The sequence below is a fragment of the Escherichia albertii NBRC 107761 = DSM 17582 genome (assembly GCF_000759775.1).
GTDB lineage: Bacteria > Pseudomonadota > Gammaproteobacteria > Enterobacterales > Enterobacteriaceae > Escherichia > Escherichia albertii.
The window spans coordinates 1-16,386 of the sequence record NZ_BBMY01000019.1 but is presented as its reverse complement, the minus strand read 5'-3'; the positions used below and the strand labels follow the sequence as shown (position 1 = coordinate 16,386).

The 16,386-nt window shown below is 52.1% G+C and carries 11 protein-coding genes and 1 pseudogene; 11 read left to right on the top strand and 1 reads right to left on the bottom strand.

The genetic code is table 11. From position 1 onward, the window contains the following. Window positions 1-20 precede the first annotated feature (20 nt). From msbA to EA14781_RS05500, 6 genes are all read left to right on the top strand, one after another. Window positions 21-1,769 (top strand): lipid A ABC transporter ATP-binding protein/permease MsbA, encoded by a 1,749-nt coding sequence (gene msbA, locus EA14781_RS05525; RefSeq protein ID WP_000551258.1) that lies wholly within the window; start codon window positions 21-23, stop codon window positions 1,767-1,769. Beyond that, window positions 1,766-2,752 carry a tetraacyldisaccharide 4'-kinase gene (gene lpxK, locus EA14781_RS05520; protein WP_000570517.1) on the top strand — a complete coding sequence of 329 codons (987 nt, stop codon included), beginning with the start codon at window positions 1,766-1,768 and terminating at the stop codon, window positions 2,750-2,752. Before msbA ends, lpxK begins: the two co-directional genes overlap by 4 nt. A gap of 36 nt (window positions 2,753-2,788) precedes the next feature. Then, complete coding sequence (ycaQ, locus tag EA14781_RS05515; protein WP_000056560.1) at window positions 2,789-4,021, top strand: crosslink repair DNA glycosylase YcaQ; 1,233 nt, start codon at window positions 2,789-2,791, stop codon at window positions 4,019-4,021. Between the two features lie 51 nt (window positions 4,022-4,072). Continuing rightward, a complete protein-coding gene (gene ycaR / locus EA14781_RS05510; protein WP_000350058.1) occupies window positions 4,073-4,255 on the top strand; it encodes a protein YcaR in 183 nt (60 codons plus the stop codon). Next, complete coding sequence (gene kdsB / locus EA14781_RS05505; protein WP_000011625.1) at window positions 4,252-4,998, top strand: 3-deoxy-manno-octulosonate cytidylyltransferase; 747 nt, start codon at window positions 4,252-4,254, stop codon at window positions 4,996-4,998. Before ycaR ends, kdsB begins: the two co-directional genes overlap by 4 nt. A gap of 153 nt (window positions 4,999-5,151) precedes the next feature. Further along, window positions 5,152-6,045, top strand: coding sequence for a YcbJ family phosphotransferase (locus tag EA14781_RS05500; protein WP_000436934.1), 894 nt, complete (start codon window positions 5,152-5,154; stop codon window positions 6,043-6,045). On the opposite strand, the pseudogene elyC reads toward EA14781_RS05500, so the two are convergent. Continuing rightward, window positions 6,022-6,801 (bottom strand): annotated as a pseudogene (gene elyC, locus EA14781_RS05495) (envelope biogenesis factor ElyC). The gene EA14781_RS05500 and the pseudogene elyC overlap by 24 nt on opposite strands. A gap of 135 nt (window positions 6,802-6,936) precedes the next feature. On the opposite strand from elyC, the gene cmoM reads away from it, so the two are divergent. From cmoM to ldtD, 5 genes are all read left to right on the top strand, one after another. Continuing rightward, the gene (gene cmoM / locus EA14781_RS05490) at window positions 6,937-7,722 is read left to right on the top strand and encodes a tRNA uridine 5-oxyacetic acid(34) methyltransferase CmoM (RefSeq protein WP_002462371.1); all 786 of its coding nucleotides are present in this window, start codon (window positions 6,937-6,939) and stop codon (window positions 7,720-7,722) included. After that, window positions 7,719-9,041: a chromosome partition protein MukF gene (gene mukF, locus EA14781_RS05485; RefSeq protein ID WP_001288860.1), complete on the top strand. Its 1,323-nt coding sequence runs from the start codon at window positions 7,719-7,721 to the stop codon at window positions 9,039-9,041. The genes cmoM and mukF overlap by 4 nt, the downstream gene beginning before the upstream one ends. Continuing rightward, entirely contained in the window at window positions 9,022-9,726 is a 705-nt protein-coding gene (gene mukE, locus EA14781_RS05480) for a chromosome partition protein MukE (RefSeq protein ID WP_010329756.1), read from the top strand. The genes mukF and mukE overlap by 20 nt, the downstream gene beginning before the upstream one ends. Next, window positions 9,726-14,186: a chromosome partition protein MukB gene (gene mukB, locus EA14781_RS05475; RefSeq protein WP_000572612.1), complete on the top strand. Its 4,461-nt coding sequence runs from the start codon at window positions 9,726-9,728 to the stop codon at window positions 14,184-14,186. Before mukE ends, mukB begins: the two co-directional genes overlap by 1 nt. Window positions 14,187-14,446: 260 nt before the next feature. Then, on the top strand, window positions 14,447-16,294 hold the full coding sequence (ldtD, locus tag EA14781_RS05470) for a L,D-transpeptidase (protein WP_000926034.1): 1,848 nt from the start codon (window positions 14,447-14,449) through the stop codon (window positions 16,292-16,294). The last annotated feature ends 92 nt before the right edge of the window (window positions 16,295-16,386 follow it).

Sequence of the window (16,386 nt, the reverse complement as noted above, 5' to 3'; positions counted from 1 at the left end):
AACAAATGCTGGTTTTTTGAATGCATAACGACAAAGATCTCTCTACGTGGCAGACATTCCGCCGACTGTGGCCAACCATTGCGCCCTTTAAAGCGGGTCTGATCGTGGCGGGCGTAGCGTTAATCCTCAACGCAGCCAGCGATACCTTCATGTTATCGCTCCTTAAGCCACTTCTTGATGATGGCTTTGGTAAAACAGATCGCTCCGTGCTGATGTGGATGCCGCTGGTGGTTATTGGTCTGATGATTTTACGTGGTATCACCAGCTATATCTCCAGCTACTGCATCTCCTGGGTATCGGGCAAAGTGGTAATGACCATGCGTCGCCGTCTGTTTGGCCATATGATGGGAATGCCGGTGTCATTTTTTGACAAACAGTCAACCGGAACACTGTTGTCACGTATCACATATGATTCCGAACAGGTTGCTTCGTCATCTTCTGGTGCGCTGATTACAGTGGTGCGTGAAGGCGCATCCATTATTGGCCTGTTCGCCATGATGTTCTATTACAGCTGGCAGCTGTCAATTATTTTGATTGTGCTGGCGCCGATTGTCTCGATTGCAATCCGTATTGTTTCTAAGCGTTTCCGCAGCATTAGTAAGAACATGCAGAACACCATGGGGCAGGTGACTACCAGTGCGGAACAGATGCTGAAAGGCCACAAAGAGGTGTTGATTTTTGGTGGTCAGGAAGTAGAAACGAAGCGTTTTGATAAAGTCAGCAACAAGATGCGTCTGCAGGGGATGAAGATGGTATCTGCATCGTCTATCTCTGATCCGATCATTCAGCTGATCGCCTCTTTGGCGCTGGCCTTTGTTCTGTATGCGGCGAGCTTCCCAAGCGTCATGGATAGCCTGACTGCCGGTACGATTACTGTCGTTTTCTCTTCGATGATTGCGTTAATGCGTCCGCTGAAATCGTTGACCAACGTTAACGCTCAGTTCCAGCGCGGTATGGCCGCTTGTCAGACGTTGTTCACCATTCTGGATAGTGAACAAGAGAAAGACGAAGGTAAACGAGAGATTGAACGTGCCACCGGCGATGTGGAATTCCGCAACGTTACCTTTACCTATCCTGGGCGTGATGTTCCTGCGTTGCGTAATATCAACCTGAAAATTCCGGCAGGGAAAACAGTCGCGCTGGTCGGGCGTTCTGGGTCGGGTAAGTCGACTATCGCCAGCCTGATTACCCGTTTTTACGATATTGAGGAAGGCGAGATCCTGATGGATGGTCACGATCTGCGCGAATATACTCTGACATCGTTACGTAATCAGGTTGCGCTGGTGTCGCAGAATGTTCATCTGTTTAACGATACGGTTGCCAACAACATTGCTTATGCGCGTACTGAACAGTATAGCCGTGAGCAAATTGAAGAAGCGGCGCGTATGGCCTATGCCATGGACTTTATCAATAAGATGGATAAAGGTCTTGATACGGTAATTGGTGAAAACGGTGTGTTGCTCTCCGGTGGTCAGCGTCAGCGTATTGCCATCGCCCGGGCTTTGTTGCGTGACAGCCCGATATTGATCCTTGATGAAGCCACTTCGGCGCTGGATACCGAATCTGAACGTGCAATTCAGGCGGCGTTGGATGAGCTGCAGAAAAACCGTACTTCATTAGTGATTGCCCACCGCTTGTCTACCATCGAGAAAGCAGACGAAATCGTGGTCGTTGAGGACGGGGTTATTGTGGAGCGTGGTACGCACAACGATTTGCTGGAGCACCGTGGCGTCTACGCGCAACTTCACAAAATGCAGTTTGGCCAATGATCGAAAAAATCTGGTCTGGTGAATCTCCTCTGTGGCGGCTGTTGCTGCCACTCTCCTGGCTGTATGGCCTGGTGAGTGGCGCTATCCGCCTTTGCTATAAATTAAAACTGAAACGCGCCTGGCGCGCTCCGGTGCCTGTGGTCGTGGTTGGAAACCTGACTGCAGGCGGCAACGGAAAAACGCCGGTTGTTATCTGGCTGGTGGAACAACTGCAACAACGTGGTATTCATGTTGGTGTCGTGTCCCGCGGTTATGGTGGTAAAGCTGAGTCGTATCCGTTGTTGCTGTCGGCAGATACTACCACCACACAGGCAGGCGATGAACCTGTACTGATTTATCAGCGTACTGGTGCGCCCGTTGCGGTTTCTCCTGTACGTTCTGATGCGGTAAAAGCGATTCTGGCGCAACATCCCGATGTGCAAATTATCGTGACTGACGACGGTTTACAGCATTATCGTCTGGCGCGGGATGTGGAGATTGTCGTTATTGACGGCGTGCGTCGCTTTGGTAATGGTTGGTGGTTGCCTGCGGGGCCAATGCGTGAGCGAGCCAGTCGCTTAAAATCGGTTGATGCGGTTATTGTCAACGGTGGAGTACCGCGCAGTGGTGAAATTCCAATGTATCTTATACCCGGTCAGGCGATAAATTTGCGTACCGGTGCTCGTAGTGATGTCGCACAACTGGAACATGTGGTGGCGATGGCTGGAATTGGTCACCCACCGCGCTTTTTCGCTACGCTGAAGATGTGCGGGGTTCAACCGGAGAAATGTGTCGCGCTGGCCGATCATCAGTTCCTTGATCATGCGGGGGTTAGTGCGTTGTTAAGCGCCGGGCAGACGCTGGTCATGACGGAAAAAGATGCGGTGAAATGCCGTGCTTTTGCGGAAGATAACTGGTGGTATTTGCCCGTTGATGCGCGGCTTACGGGCGATGAACCAGACGAACTGCTCGCGCAACTTTCTTCGCTGGCTTCTGGCAACTAATTTCGCCACGGCAGCGTTCAATTGATGGAGCCATGAATGTCGCTGCCGCACCTTTCCCTTACCGATGCACGTAATCTGCACCTTGCCGCGCAAGGCTTGTTAACAAAATCCCGCAGCCGTGCGTTGCCGGGGGATATCCTGGCGACGATTTCTCGCATGTCTCTGTTGCAAATCGACACCATAAATATCGTGGCGCGTAGTCCCTATCTGGTGCTTTTCAGCCGTCTGGGGCATTATCCCCCGCAGTGGTTGGATGAGTCGCTGGTACGTGGTGAATTAATGGAATACTGGGCGCATGAAGCCTGCTTTATGCCGCGTAGCGATTTCCATCTCATTCGCCATCGAATGTTGGCACCTGAGAAAATGGGCTGGAAATACAAAGACACCTGGATGCAGGAACATGTGGCAGAAATAGAACAGCTAATTCAGCATATTCAGGATAACGGACCGGTTCGCTCAGCCGATTTTGAACATCCGCGTACAGGAGCGAGCGGCTGGTGGGAGTGGAAGCCGCATAAACGGCATCTGGAAGGACTATTTACCGCTGGGAAGGTGATGGTGGTTGAACGGCGCAATTTCCAGCGTGTCTATGATTTAACCCATCGCGTCATGCCGCATTGGGATGACGAACGTGATCTCATTTCGCAAGCGGAAGCTGAAATTGCCATGCTGGATAATAGTGCGCGTAGTCTGGGAATCTTTCGAGAACAGTGGCTGGTCGATTACTATCGACTGAAGCGCCCGGCGTTGGGGAATTGGCGCGATATGCGGGCTGAACAGCGGCAAATCATTGCTCTGCATGTTGAAAAGTTGGGAAATCTTTGGCTGCATGCCGATTTATTGCCGCTGCTGGAACGCGCGCTCGCAGGAAATCTCATTGCAACGCACAGCGTGGTGTTGTCCCCTTTTGATCCTGTTGTCTGGGATCGCAAACGCGCAGAGCAACTCTTTGATTTTAGCTATCGGCTCGAGTGCTACACGCCAGCGCCCAAACGTCAGTATGGCTATTTCGTTCTACCGTTATTACACCGTGGGCAATTAGTCGGGCGAATGGATGCCAAAATGCATCGTCAGGCGGGTGTTCTTGAAATTATCTCCCTCTGGTTACAGGATGGCATCAAACAGACGGCTCCTCTTCAAAAAGGACTGCGCCAGGCGATTACTGATTTCGCTAGCTGGCAGCAGGCGACGCGGGTGACATTAGGACGCTGTCCACAAGGTCTCTTTACCGATTGCCGTACAGGCTGGGAAATAGCCCCCTACGTATAAATGATTATGATAAGATTTATGCATTCATAACCCGATCCATCAGGAGGAACTATGGATCATCGTCTGCTTGAAATCATTGCCTGTCCGGTTTGCAACGGCAAACTTTGGTATAACCAGGAAAAACAAGAACTGATTTGCAAACTGGACAACCTGGCTTTCCCGCTGCGCGATGGCATTCCAGTGCTACTGGAAACGGAAGCCCGTGTGCTGACTGCTGATGAGAGTAAATCATGAGTTTTGTTGTCATTATTCCTGCTCGTTACTCTTCTACGCGCTTGCCCGGTAAACCGCTTGTTGATATCAACGGCAAGTCCATGATTGTTCATGTGCTTGAGCGCGCCCGAGAATCGGGAGCTGAGCGCATCATTGTTGCAACCGATCATGAAGATGTCGCTCGCGCCGTTGAAGCCGCGGGGGGGGAAGTATGCATGACGCGAGCCGATCATCAGTCAGGCACTGAGCGTCTGGCGGAAGTTGTCGAAAAATGTGCGTTTAGCGACGACACGATCATCGTGAATGTACAGGGTGATGAACCCATGATCCCCGCGACAATCATTCGTCAGGTTGCCGATAACCTCGCCCAGCGTCAGGTGGGAATGGCGACTCTGGCGGTGCCTATTCACAGCGCGGAAGAAGCCTTTAACCCAAATGCGGTGAAAGTGGTTCTCGATGCCGAAGGTTATGCACTGTACTTTTCGCGTGCCACCATTCCGTGGGATCGTGACCGTTTCGCAAAAAGTCAGCAAACCGTTGGCGATTATTTCCTGCGTCATTTGGGGATTTATGGCTACCGCGCGGGCTTTATTCGTCGTTATGTTAACTGGCAACCGAGCCCGTTAGAACACATCGAAATGCTGGAGCAACTTCGCGTCCTGTGGTACGGCGAAAAAATCCACGTTGCTGTAGCCCAGGAAGTACCGGGAACGGGCGTCGATACTCCCGAAGATCTCGAACGCGTTCGTGCTGAAATGCGTTAACTCATTTCCAGAACACTCCTCCCAATACTGGGAGGAGTGTCGTACCGTTACGATTTTCCTCAATTTTTCTTTTCAACAATTGATCTCATTCAGGTGACATCTTTTATATTGACGCTCATTATGAAAGCAGTAGCTTTTATGAGGGTAATCTGAATGGAACAGCTGCGTGCCGAATTAAGCCATCTGCTGGGCGAAAAACTCAGTCGTATTGAGTGTGTTAATGAAAAAGCGAATACAGCATTGTGGGCTTTGTACGACAGCAAGGGAAACCCAATGCCGTTGATGGCAAGAAGCTTTAGTACTCCAGGGCAGGCCCGGCAGTTGGCATGGAAAACGACCATGTTGGCACGAAGTGGGACTGTTCGGATGCCGACAATCTATGGCGTGATGACGCATGAGGAGCATCCTGGACCTGATGTCTTGTTGCTGGAGCGAATGCGTGGCGTTTCTGTCGAAGCGCCCGCACGTACGCCAGAACGCTGGGGGCATCTAAAAGATCAAATCGTGGAAGCGTTGCTGGCCTGGCACCGTCAGGACAGTCGCGGCTGCGTCGGTCCGGTAGATAATACTCAGGAAAATTTCTGGCCTTCCTGGTATCAGCAACATGTTGAAGTGCAATGGGCGACACTCAATCAGTTCAATAATACTGGCTTAACCATGCAGGATAAACGGATCCTGTTCCGTACACGTGAATGTCTGCCGGCACTGTTTGAAGGATTTAACGATAATTGCGTGCTGATCCACGGCAATTTTTGCTTGCGCAGTATGTTGAAAGATTCCCGCAGCGATCAGTTGCTGGCGATGGTCGGGCCTGGCCTCATGCTCTGGGCGCCGCGCGAGTATGAGCTGTTTCGCTTGATGGATAATCCCCTGGCGGAAGATTTGCTCTGGAGTTATCTGCAACGCGCGCCAGTGGCAGAATCCTTCATCTGGCGGCGTTGGCTATATGTTTTATGGAATGAGGTTGCGCAACTGGTTAATACCGGGCGCTTTAACCGCAGTAACTTCGACCTGGCGGCAAAATCACTGTTGCCCTGGCTTGTCTGACGGAGCTTTTAGCCATTGCCAGAGACGACCGAGCGTTTCGTAACCCACACGATCGCTATGCATCAACCAGACCGGAGACGGAATTGCTCGTTCCCATGGATTAAGCGGTGAGTCGATAGCCAACTGATTTGCCGGCGCCGGCAGTGGTTTCAGCCCTGCTTGTTGAAAAAAGATCATCGCGCGGGGTAAATGAGATGCAGAAGTCACCAGCAGGAAAGGGGCGTTGCCAATTGCCTGTTTCACCGCTGCAGCTTCTTCTTCGGTATCCTTTGGTAAATCCAGGGTGATAATTTGCTCGCGCGGGACGCCGAGCGATTGTGCAACTCTGGCTCCCACTTCCGCTGCGCTGACCGTATTGGTTTGCGCCACCCCACCGGTAAAGATTAACTTTGCGCCAGGATTGGCGCGCCACAGACGAACCCCCTCGTTCAGGCGCGGCAAACTGTTATTAATTAAATTCGAGCCTGGTGCCCACTGCGGGTTCTAGGTATAGCCGCCACCCAATACCACGATATAGTCCATTTTTTGCGAATTATTCCATGTCGGATAGGTGCTTTCTATGGGGCGCAGCAGGTAGTCGGCTATGGGCTGCAAACTTAATAAGAAAAGCGCCAGCCATCCAATGCTAATAAATATTTTTCCAGTTTTTTGAAAACGACTAAACCAGAGTAGCGCCAGACCCACGCCGATAATTATCAGCATCAATGGAAGCGGCAGTAGCATACCGCCAATCACTTTTTTCAGTGTAAAAAGCATCCTTCCTGGTTCCTTTTTTAACCATATAGCGAGAGATCGACCGTGATATTACACCAGACGGGTTCATTCTCATCGCGGCTGTGACAAAATAGCGCCTTTATCAGAAAACGTCTTAGCCAACCGGTGGAGAAAGCAATGCAGGATCGCAACTTTGATGATATTGCGGAAAAGTTTTCCCGTAACATTTACGGCACCACCAAAGGGCTGCTTCGACAGGCTATTCTGTGGCAAGATCTCGATCGCGTACTGGCAGATATAGGTCAGCAAAAACTGCGTGTGTTAGATGCCGGCGGTGGTGAAGGACAGACCGCGATCAAAATGGCTGAGTGCGGACATCAGGTCATTTTATGCGATCTCTCGGAGCAGATGATTGGTCGCGCAAAACAGGCGGCTGAGGCAAAAGGTGTGAGCGACAACATGCAATTTATACATTGCGCCGCTCAGGACGTTGCTTCACATTTGGAAACGCCCGTTGATCTGATATTGTTCCATGCGGTGCTGGAATGGGTAGCCGATCCCCGTGGCGTATTACAAACACTGTGGTCAGTGTTACGCCCGGGCGGCGTGTTGTCGTTAATGTTCTACAATGCGCATGGCTTGCTGATGCACAACATGGTTGCAGGGAATTTTGATTACGTGCAGGCGGGAATGCCGAAAAAGAAAAAACGGACGCTTTCGCCAGACTATCCACGCGATCCGGCGCAGGTTTATCTGTGGCTGGAAGAAGCTGGCTGGCAAATTACAGGTAAAACAGGCGTTCGCGTGTTTCATGATTATCTGCGTGAAAAGCACCAACAGCGCGATTGCTACGAAGCATTACTTGAATTAGAAACGCATTATTGCCGCCAGGAACCGTATATTAACCTGGGGCGTTATATTCATGTCACCGCGCGCAAACCGCAGAGCAAGGATAAAGTATGAGTGAATTTTCCCAGACAGTCCCCGAACTGGTTGCCTGGGCCAGAAAAAATGACTTCTCCATCTCGTTGCCGGTAGACCGACTCTCCTTTCTGCTGGCGGTTGCCACGCTGAACGGCGAGCGTCTGGACGGTGAGATGAGCGAAGGCGAGCTGGTGGATGCATTCCGCCATGTGAGTGATGCGTTTGAGCAAACCAGCGAAACCATCGGTGTGCGCGCCAACAACGCGATCAACGACATGGTGCGTCAACGTCTGCTGAACCGCTTTACCAGCGAACAGGCGGAAGGGAACGCCATTTACCGTCTGACGCCGCTCGGCATTGGCATTACGGATTACTACATTCGTCAGCGCGAGTTTTCTACGCTGCGCCTTTCTATGCAGTTGTCGATCGTTGCAGGCGAACTGAAGCGTGCAGCGGATGCCGCAGAAGAGGGCGGTGATGAGTTTCACTGGCATCGTAACGTTTATGCGCCGCTGAAATATTCGGTGGCGGAAATTTTCGACAGTATCGACCTGACGCAACGTCTGATGGACGAACAGCAGCAGCAGGTGAAAGACGACATCGCTCAGTTGCTGAATAAAGACTGGCGAGCAGCGATTTCCAGCTGTGAATTGTTGCTTTCGGAAACCTCAGGAACGCTGCGTGAATTGCAGGATACACTGGAAGCGGCAGGCGACAAATTGCAGGCCAACCTGTTACGCATTCAGGAAGCCACCATGACCCATGATGATCTACATTTTGTCGATCGTCTGGTATTCGATCTGCAAAGCAAGCTCGATCGTATTATCAGTTGGGGCCAGCAATCCATCGACTTGTGGATCGGCTATGACCGCCACGTACATAAATTTATCCGTACTGCTATCGATATGGATAAAAACCGCGTCTTTGCCCAGCGATTGCGTCAGTCGGTACAAACCTACTTTGATGCTCCGTGGGCGCTGACTTACGCCAATGCCGATCGTCTGCTGGATATGCGTGACGAAGAGATGGCATTGCGTGACGACGAAGTGACCGGGGAACTTCCGCCAGATTTAGAGTACGAAGAGTTTAACGAGATCCGTGAGCAACTGGCGGCGATCATCGAAGAGCAGCTTGCTGTATATAAAACCAGACAAGTACCGCTGGATCTTGGTCTGGTGGTACGCGAATATCTGTCGCAGTATCCACGTGCGCGTCACTTTGATGTTGCGCGCATCGTTATTGATCAGGCGGTACGCCTCGGCGTAGCGCAAGCAGACTTCACCGGACTGCCAGCGAAATGGCAGCCGATTAATGATTACGGAGCCAAGGTACAGGCGCATGTCATCGACAAATATTGAACAAGTGATGCCGGTTAAGCTGGCGCAAGCGCTGGCGAATCCGTTATTTCCGGCGCTGGATAGCGCTTTACGTTCAGGTCGCCATATCGGCCTCGACGAACTGGACAATCATGCTTTCCTGATGGATTTTCAGGAATATCTGGAAGAGTTTTACGCGCGTTATAACGTTGAGCTTATTCGCGCGCCGGAAGGTTTCTTCTATTTACGTCCACGTTCCACCACGTTGATCCCGCGTTCCGTGTTATCAGAGCTGGACATGATGGTCGGGAAAATCCTTTGTTATCTTTATCTTAGCCCGGAGCGGCTGGCGAACGAGGGAATCTTTACCCAGCAGGAATTGTATGACGAACTGCTCACCCTGGCCGATGAAGCGAAACTGCTGAAACTGGTAAACAACCGTTCTACCGGTTCAGACGTCGATCGCCAGAAGTTGCAGGAAAAAGTACGTTCCTCGCTTAACCGTCTGCGTCGCTTAGGTATGGTGTGGTTTATGGGGCATGACAGCAGCAAATTCCGCATTACGGAATCGGTGTTTCGTTTTGGTGCGGATGTGCGTGCTGGCGACGATCCGCGCGAGGCCCAGCGTCGCCTGATTCGCGATGGTGAAGCAATGTCGCTGGAAAATCACCTGCAACTCAATGATGAAACCGAAGAGAATCAGCCAGATAGCGGAGAGGAAGAATAATGATTGAACGCGGTAAATTTCGCTCACTGACGCTGATTAACTGGAACGGCTTTTTTGCCCGTACCTTTGACCTTGATGAGCTGGTCACGACGCTTTCCGGCGGTAACGGGGCTGGTAAATCCACCACCATGGCGGCGTTTGTTACGGCGCTGATTCCCGACCTGACCCTGCTGCATTTCCGTAACACCACGGAAGCAGGGGCCACAAGTGGTTCACGCGATAAAGGCTTGCACGGGAAGTTGAAAGCCGGGGTCTGTTATTCGATTCTCGACACCATTAATTCACGCCATCAGCGTGTACTGGTTGGTGTGCGTTTACAACAGGTCGCCGGGCGCGATCGTAAAGTCGATATCAAACCGTTTGCGATTCAGGGCTTGCCGATGTCGGTGTTGCCGACGCAACTGGTGACCGAAACCCTGAATGAACGCCAGGCGCGTGTGCTGCCGCTGAACGAGCTGAAAGAGAAGCTCGAGGCGATGGAAGGCGTGCAGTTTAAGCAGTTCAACTCCATTACCGATTACCATTCGCTGATGTTCGATCTGGGCATCATTGCGCGTCGTTTGCGCTCGGCCTCTGACCGTAGCAAATTCTACCGTCTAATCGAAGCTTCGCTGTACGGTGGTATTTCCAGCGCCATTACCCGTTCTCTGCGCGACTACCTGTTGCCGGAAAACAGCGGTGTGCGTAAAGCGTTTCAGGATATGGAAGCGGCGCTGCGTGAAAACCGTATGACGCTGGAAGCGATTCGCGTCACTCAGTCGGACCGTGACCTGTTTAAGCATCTGATTAGCGAAGCTACCAACTACGTGGCGGCAGACTACATGCGTCACGCCAACGAGCGCCGTGTTCATCTTGATAAAGCGCTGGAGTTTCGTCGTGAGCTACATATTTCGCGTCAGCAACTGGCGGCGGAGCAGTACAAACACGTCGATATGGCACGTGAACTGGCGGAACACAACGGCGCCGAAGGCGATCTGGAAGCAGATTATCAGGCTGCCAGCGATCACCTGAATCTGGTGCAGACAGCACTGCGTCAACAGGAGAAGATCGAACGCTACGAAGCGGACCTTGATGAGCTGCAGATCCGTCTGGAAGAGCAAAACGAAGTAGTAGCGGAAGCCATTGAGCGCCAGGAAGAAAACGAAGCGCGTGCAGAAGCTGCCGAGCTGGAAGTGGATGAACTGAAAAGCCAGCTTGCTGACTACCAGCAGGCGCTGGACGTCCAGCAAACGCGTGCAATTCAGTACAACCAGGCGATTGCCGCGCTTAATCGTGCCAAAGAGTTGTGTCATCTGCCGGACTTAACCGCCGACAGCGCCGCAGAATGGCTGGAAACCTTCCAGGCGAAAGAGCTGGAAGCGACCGAAAAAATGCTCTCTCTTGAGCAGAAAATGAGCATGGCGCAAACCGCGCACAGCCAGTTTGAACAGGCTTACCAATTAGTCGTAGCAATCAACGGCCCGCTGGCGCGTAACGAAGCATGGGATGTCGCTCGCGAATTGCTGCGTGAAGGGGTCGATCAGCGCCACCTGGCAGAACAGGTTCAGCCGCTGCGGATGCGCTTAAGCGAACTGGAACAGCGCCTGCGCGAGCAGCAGGAAGCCGAGCGCCTGCTGGCAGATTTCTGCAAACGTCAGGGCAAGAATTTTGATATCGACGAGCTGGAAGCCCTGCATCAGGAACTCGAAGCACGTATAGCTTCACTTTCTGATAGCGTTTCCAGTGCCCGTGAAGAGCGGATGGCGCTGCGTCAGGAACAGGAACAACTGCAGTCTCGCATTCAGAGTCTGATGCAGCGTGCGCCGATTTGGCTGGCCGCGCAGAACAGTCTCAACCAATTGAGCGAACAGTGCGGTGAAGAATTCACCTCCAGCCAAGACGTTACCGAATATCTGCAACAGTTGCTGGAGCGCGAGCGCGAGGCCATTGTTGAACGTGATGAAGTGGGCGCGCGCAAAAACGCCGTCGATGAAGAGATTGAGCGTTTAAGCCAGCCAGGCGGTTCTGAAGATCAGCGTCTGAATGCTCTGGCAGAACGGTTTGGTGGTGTGTTGCTGTCAGAAATTTATGATGATGTCAGCCTGGAAGATGCACCATATTTCTCGGCGCTGTATGGCCCGTCTCGCCACGCCATTGTGGTACCGGATCTGTCGCAAGTTGCTGAACAACTGGAAGGTTTAACCGATTGCCCGGAAGATCTCTACTTGATCGAAGGGGATCCGCAGTCGTTTGATGACAGCGTGTTCAGCGTTGATGAGCTGGAAAAAGCGGTAGTGGTGAAAATCGCCGATCGCCAGTGGCGTTACTCCCGCTTCCCGGAAGTGCCGTTGTTTGGTCGTGCGGCGCGTGAAAGTCGTATCGAAAGTCTTCATGCCGAGCGTGAAGTGCTTTCCGAACGTTTCGCTACGCTCTCCTTTGATGTACAGAAAACCCAGCGTCTGCATCAGGCGTTCAGCCGCTTTATCGGCAGCCATCTGGCAGTGGCGTTTGAGTCTGACCCGGAAGCCGAAATCCGTCAACTAAACAGCCGTCGCGTCGAACTGGAGCGGGCGTTGAGTAATCATGAAAATGATAACCAGCAGCAGCGTATTCAGTTTGAGCAGGCGAAAGAGGGCGTTACGGCGCTGAACCGCATTCTGCCGCGTCTCAACCTGTTGGCTGATGACAGCCTGGCGGATCGCGTCGATGAAATCCGCGAACGTCTGGATGAAGCCCAGGAAGCGGCGCGTTTTGTTCAGCAGTTTGGCAATCAACTGGCGAAACTGGAACCGATCGTTTCGGTATTGCAGAGCGACCCGGAACAGTTCGAACAGTTAAAAGAAGATTACGCGTACTCTCAGCAGATGCAGCGAGATGCCCGTCAGCAGGCGTTTGCCCTGACGGAAGTGGTGCAGCGTCGTGCGCACTTTAGCTACTCTGACTCGGCAGAAATGCTCAGCGGTAATAGCGATCTCAACGAAAAACTGCGTGAGCGTCTGGAACATGCAGAAGCAGAGCGTACTCGCGCCCGTGAAGCGCTGCGCGGTCATGCCACTCAGTTGAACCAGTACAACCAGGTGCTGGCATCACTAAAAAGTTCTTATGACACCAAAAAAGAGCTGCTTAACGATCTGCAACGCGAACTGCAGGATATTGGCGTGCGTGCCGATAGCGGTGCAGAAGAGCGCGCGCGTATTCGTCGTGATGAGCTTCACGCGCAACTGAGCAATAACCGTTCTCGTCGCAACCAACTGGAGAAAGCGCTTACTTTTTGCGAAGCGGAGATGGACAACCTGACCCGGAAACTGCGCAAGCTGGAGCGTGACTACCATGAAATGCGCGAGCAGGTGGTGACCGCCAAAGCGGGCTGGTGTGCGGTTATGCGCATGGTGAAAGATAACGGCGTTGAGCGTCGCTTACATCGTCGTGAGCTGGCTTATCTCTCTGCTGACGATCTGCGTTCCATGTCGGATAAGGCGTTGGGTGCGTTGCGTCTGGCGGTGGCGGATAATGAACATCTGCGCGACGTACTGCGTATGTCGGAAGATCCAAAACGCCCGGAACGTAAAATTCAGTTCTTCGTGGCGGTTTATCAGCATCTGCGCGAGCGTATTCGTCAGGATATTATTCGTACTGATGATCCGGTGGAAGCTATCGAGCAGATGGAGATCGAACTTAGCCGTCTGACCGAAGAGCTAACTTCCCGCGAGCAGAAACTGGCGATCAGCTCTCGCAGCGTGGCGAACATTATTCGCAAAACCATTCAGCGCGAGCAGAACCGTATTCGCATGCTTAACCAGGGCTTGCAGAGTGTATCGTTTGGTCAGGTTAACAGCGTGCGTCTCAACGTGAACGTGCGTGAAACTCACGCCATGTTGCTGGATGTGCTTTCTGAACAGCATGAACAACACCAGGATTTGTTTAACAGCAACCGTCTGACCTTCTCGGAAGCGCTGGCGAAATTGTATCAGCGTCTTAATCCGCAAATTGATATGGGCCAGCGTACGCCGCAGACTATTGGTGAAGAACTGCTGGATTACCGTAACTACCTGGAGATGGAAGTTGAGGTTAACCGTGGTTCCGATGGCTGGTTGCGAGCGGAGTCTGGCGCATTGTCGACCGGTGAGGCCATCGGTACTGGTATGTCGATTCTGGTGATGGTGGTGCAGAGCTGGGAGGATGAATCACGCCGTCTGCGCGGTAAAGATATCTCTCCTTGCCGTCTACTGTTCCTTGATGAGGCAGCGCGACTGGATGCTCGTTCGATCGCCACGCTGTTTGAATTGTGTGAACGTTTGCAAATGCAGCTCATCATCGCGGCACCAGAAAATATCAGCCCGGAGAAAGGCACCACCTATAAACTGGTACGTAAAGTCTTCCAGAATACCGAACACGTTCACGTCGTCGGCCTGCGAGGCTTTGCACCGCAACTCCCTGAGACGCTTCCAGGAACTGACGAAGCGCCCTCCCAGGCGAGCTAAGATTAGGGCGGCAGCAATGCCGCCTTTTCCTTTTCGGAAAACTCCGTTTCTGCACTAAAATAATGCCGCATTACAGCGCACTTTTCTTTAAACTTCTTTACATTAGGTTAGGTAAAAACGTATCGGCGTTTATATACTGAAGGTAAGTCTGATGAGTAACAGGCTTGCTCGTCATACTTTCGTGAGTATTGGCGTTTTACAGGCAAGTCGTAAAATAACAGCCTGGCTATTCAGAGTATGATAAAAACAGGGGGCAAGGGATGTTGCTTAACATGATGTGTGGTCGTCGGCTTTCGGCAATCAGTTTATGCCTGGCCGTAACATTCGCTCCACTGTTCAGTGTGCAGGCCGATGAGCCTGAAGTGATCCCTGGTGACAGTCCAGTGACTGTTAGCGAACAGGGCGATGTACTGCCGCAGGCGCAAGCTACGGCAATAATGGCGGGGATCCAGCCGTTACCGGAAGGTGCGGTAGAAAAAGCCCGCGCGCAAATCGAATCTCTATTACCCGCAGGTTATAAGCCGGTTTATCTGAACCAGCTTCAACTGCTGTATGCTGCACGCGATATGCTGCCGATGTGGGAAAACCGCGATGCTGTTAAAGCCTTTCAACAGCAACTGGCGGAAGTGGCGATTGCCGGTTTTCAGCCGCAATTTAACAAATGGGTGGAGTTGCTGACCGATCCTGGCGTTAACGGAATGGCACGTGATGTGGTGCTTTCGGATGCGATGATGGGGTATCTCCACTTTATTGCAAATATCCCGGTTAAAGGGACTCGCTGGCTATACAGCAGTAAACCTTATGCACTTTCAACACCTCCGCTTTCGGTGATCAACCAATGGCAGGTGGCGCTGGACAATGGTCAATTACCTACTTTTGTTGCAGGGCTGGCGCCGCAGCATCCGCAATATGCTGCGATGCATGAGTCTTTATTGGCCTTGTTAAGCGATAACAAACCGTGGCCACAGTTGACGGGAAAGGCAACACTTCGTCCTGGTCAGTGGAGTAACGACGTTCCGGCGCTACGCGAGATTTTACAACGTACTGGAATGCTGGAAGGGGGGCCGAAAATAGCTCTTCCAGGAGATGACACGCAGCCTGATGGGGCGGTTAGCCCGTCTGCCGCTGCCGTTGAAACAGCAGGAACGCAGCCGATAAACAGACAAACGACGGCCCACAGTAAACCCGCACCAGCCGTCCGCGCGGCCTATAATAGTGAACTGGTGAATGCTGTTAAACGTTTTCAGGCGTGGCAAGGATTAGGCGCGGATGGCACTATTGGTCCGGCTACGCGTGACTGGTTAAACGTCACCCCGGCTCAGCGTGCCGGGGTTCTGGCGCTCAATATCCAACGTTTACGCTTGCTACCTGCTGAGCTTTCTACTGGCATCATGGTTAATATTCCAGCCTATTCTTTGGTCTATTACCAGAACGGCAATCAGGTGCTGGACTCGCGAGTGATTGTCGGTCGCCCCGATCGCAAAACGCCAATGATGAGTAGCGCTTTAAATAACGTGGTGGTTAACCCACCGTGGAATGTGCCGCCGACTCTGGCCCGTAAAGATATTCTGCCGAAAGTGCGTAACGATCCGGGATATCTTGAAAGCCATGGTTATACGGTGATGCGCGGCTGGAACAGCAAAGAAGCAATTGATCCGTGGCAAGTTGACTGGTCAACGATCACGGCCTCGAATTTGCCGTTCCGCTTCCAGCAGGCTCCTGGCCCACGAAACTCACTGGGACGGTATAAATTCAATATGCCGAGTTCAGAGGCAATTTATTTGCATGACACGCCGAATCACAACTTGTTCAAGCGTGATACCCGCGCGTTGAGCTCTGGCTGTGTGCGGGTGAATAAAGCATCTGAACTGGCGAATATGCTGTTGCAGGATGCTGGCTGGAATGACAAACGTATTTCCGATGCGCTGAAGCAGGGCGATACCCGGTACGTTAATATCCGGCAGTCAATTCCAGTGAATCTCTACTACCTGACAGCCTTCGTTGGCGCAGACGGTCGTACCCAGTATCGAACAGATATTTACAATTATGATCTGCCTGCGCGATCCAGCTCGCAAATCGTATCGAAAGCGGAACAATTAATCAGGTAAATGAAGTAGTTCGGGAAAATCAGTTGTCGTAATAATTAGCATGATCGGGGGGAATTCTCTGCAGCCCCCGTCACTGCTGGGGTTGAGGCATC

Excerpts from the sequence above, each read along its gene's own strand:
- msbA (WP_000551258.1), top strand. The coding sequence starts at position 21 with ATGCATAACGACAAAGATCTCTCTACGTGGCAGACATTCCGCCGACTG.
- lpxK (WP_000570517.1), top strand. The coding sequence starts at position 1,766 with ATGATCGAAAAAATCTGGTCTGGTGAATCTCCTCTGTGGCGGCTGTTG.
- ycaQ (WP_000056560.1), top strand. The coding sequence starts at position 2,789 with ATGTCGCTGCCGCACCTTTCCCTTACCGATGCACGTAATCTGCACCTT.
- ycaR (WP_000350058.1), top strand. The coding sequence starts at position 4,073 with ATGGATCATCGTCTGCTTGAAATCATTGCCTGTCCGGTTTGCAACGGC.
- kdsB (WP_000011625.1), top strand. The coding sequence starts at position 4,252 with ATGAGTTTTGTTGTCATTATTCCTGCTCGTTACTCTTCTACGCGCTTG.
- EA14781_RS05500 (WP_000436934.1), top strand. The coding sequence starts at position 5,152 with ATGGAACAGCTGCGTGCCGAATTAAGCCATCTGCTGGGCGAAAAACTC.
- cmoM (WP_002462371.1), top strand. The coding sequence starts at position 6,937 with ATGCAGGATCGCAACTTTGATGATATTGCGGAAAAGTTTTCCCGTAAC.
- mukF (WP_001288860.1), top strand. The coding sequence starts at position 7,719 with ATGAGTGAATTTTCCCAGACAGTCCCCGAACTGGTTGCCTGGGCCAGA.
- mukE (WP_010329756.1), top strand. The coding sequence starts at position 9,022 with ATGTCATCGACAAATATTGAACAAGTGATGCCGGTTAAGCTGGCGCAA.
- mukB (WP_000572612.1), top strand. The coding sequence starts at position 9,726 with ATGATTGAACGCGGTAAATTTCGCTCACTGACGCTGATTAACTGGAAC.
- ldtD (WP_000926034.1), top strand. The coding sequence starts at position 14,447 with ATGTTGCTTAACATGATGTGTGGTCGTCGGCTTTCGGCAATCAGTTTA.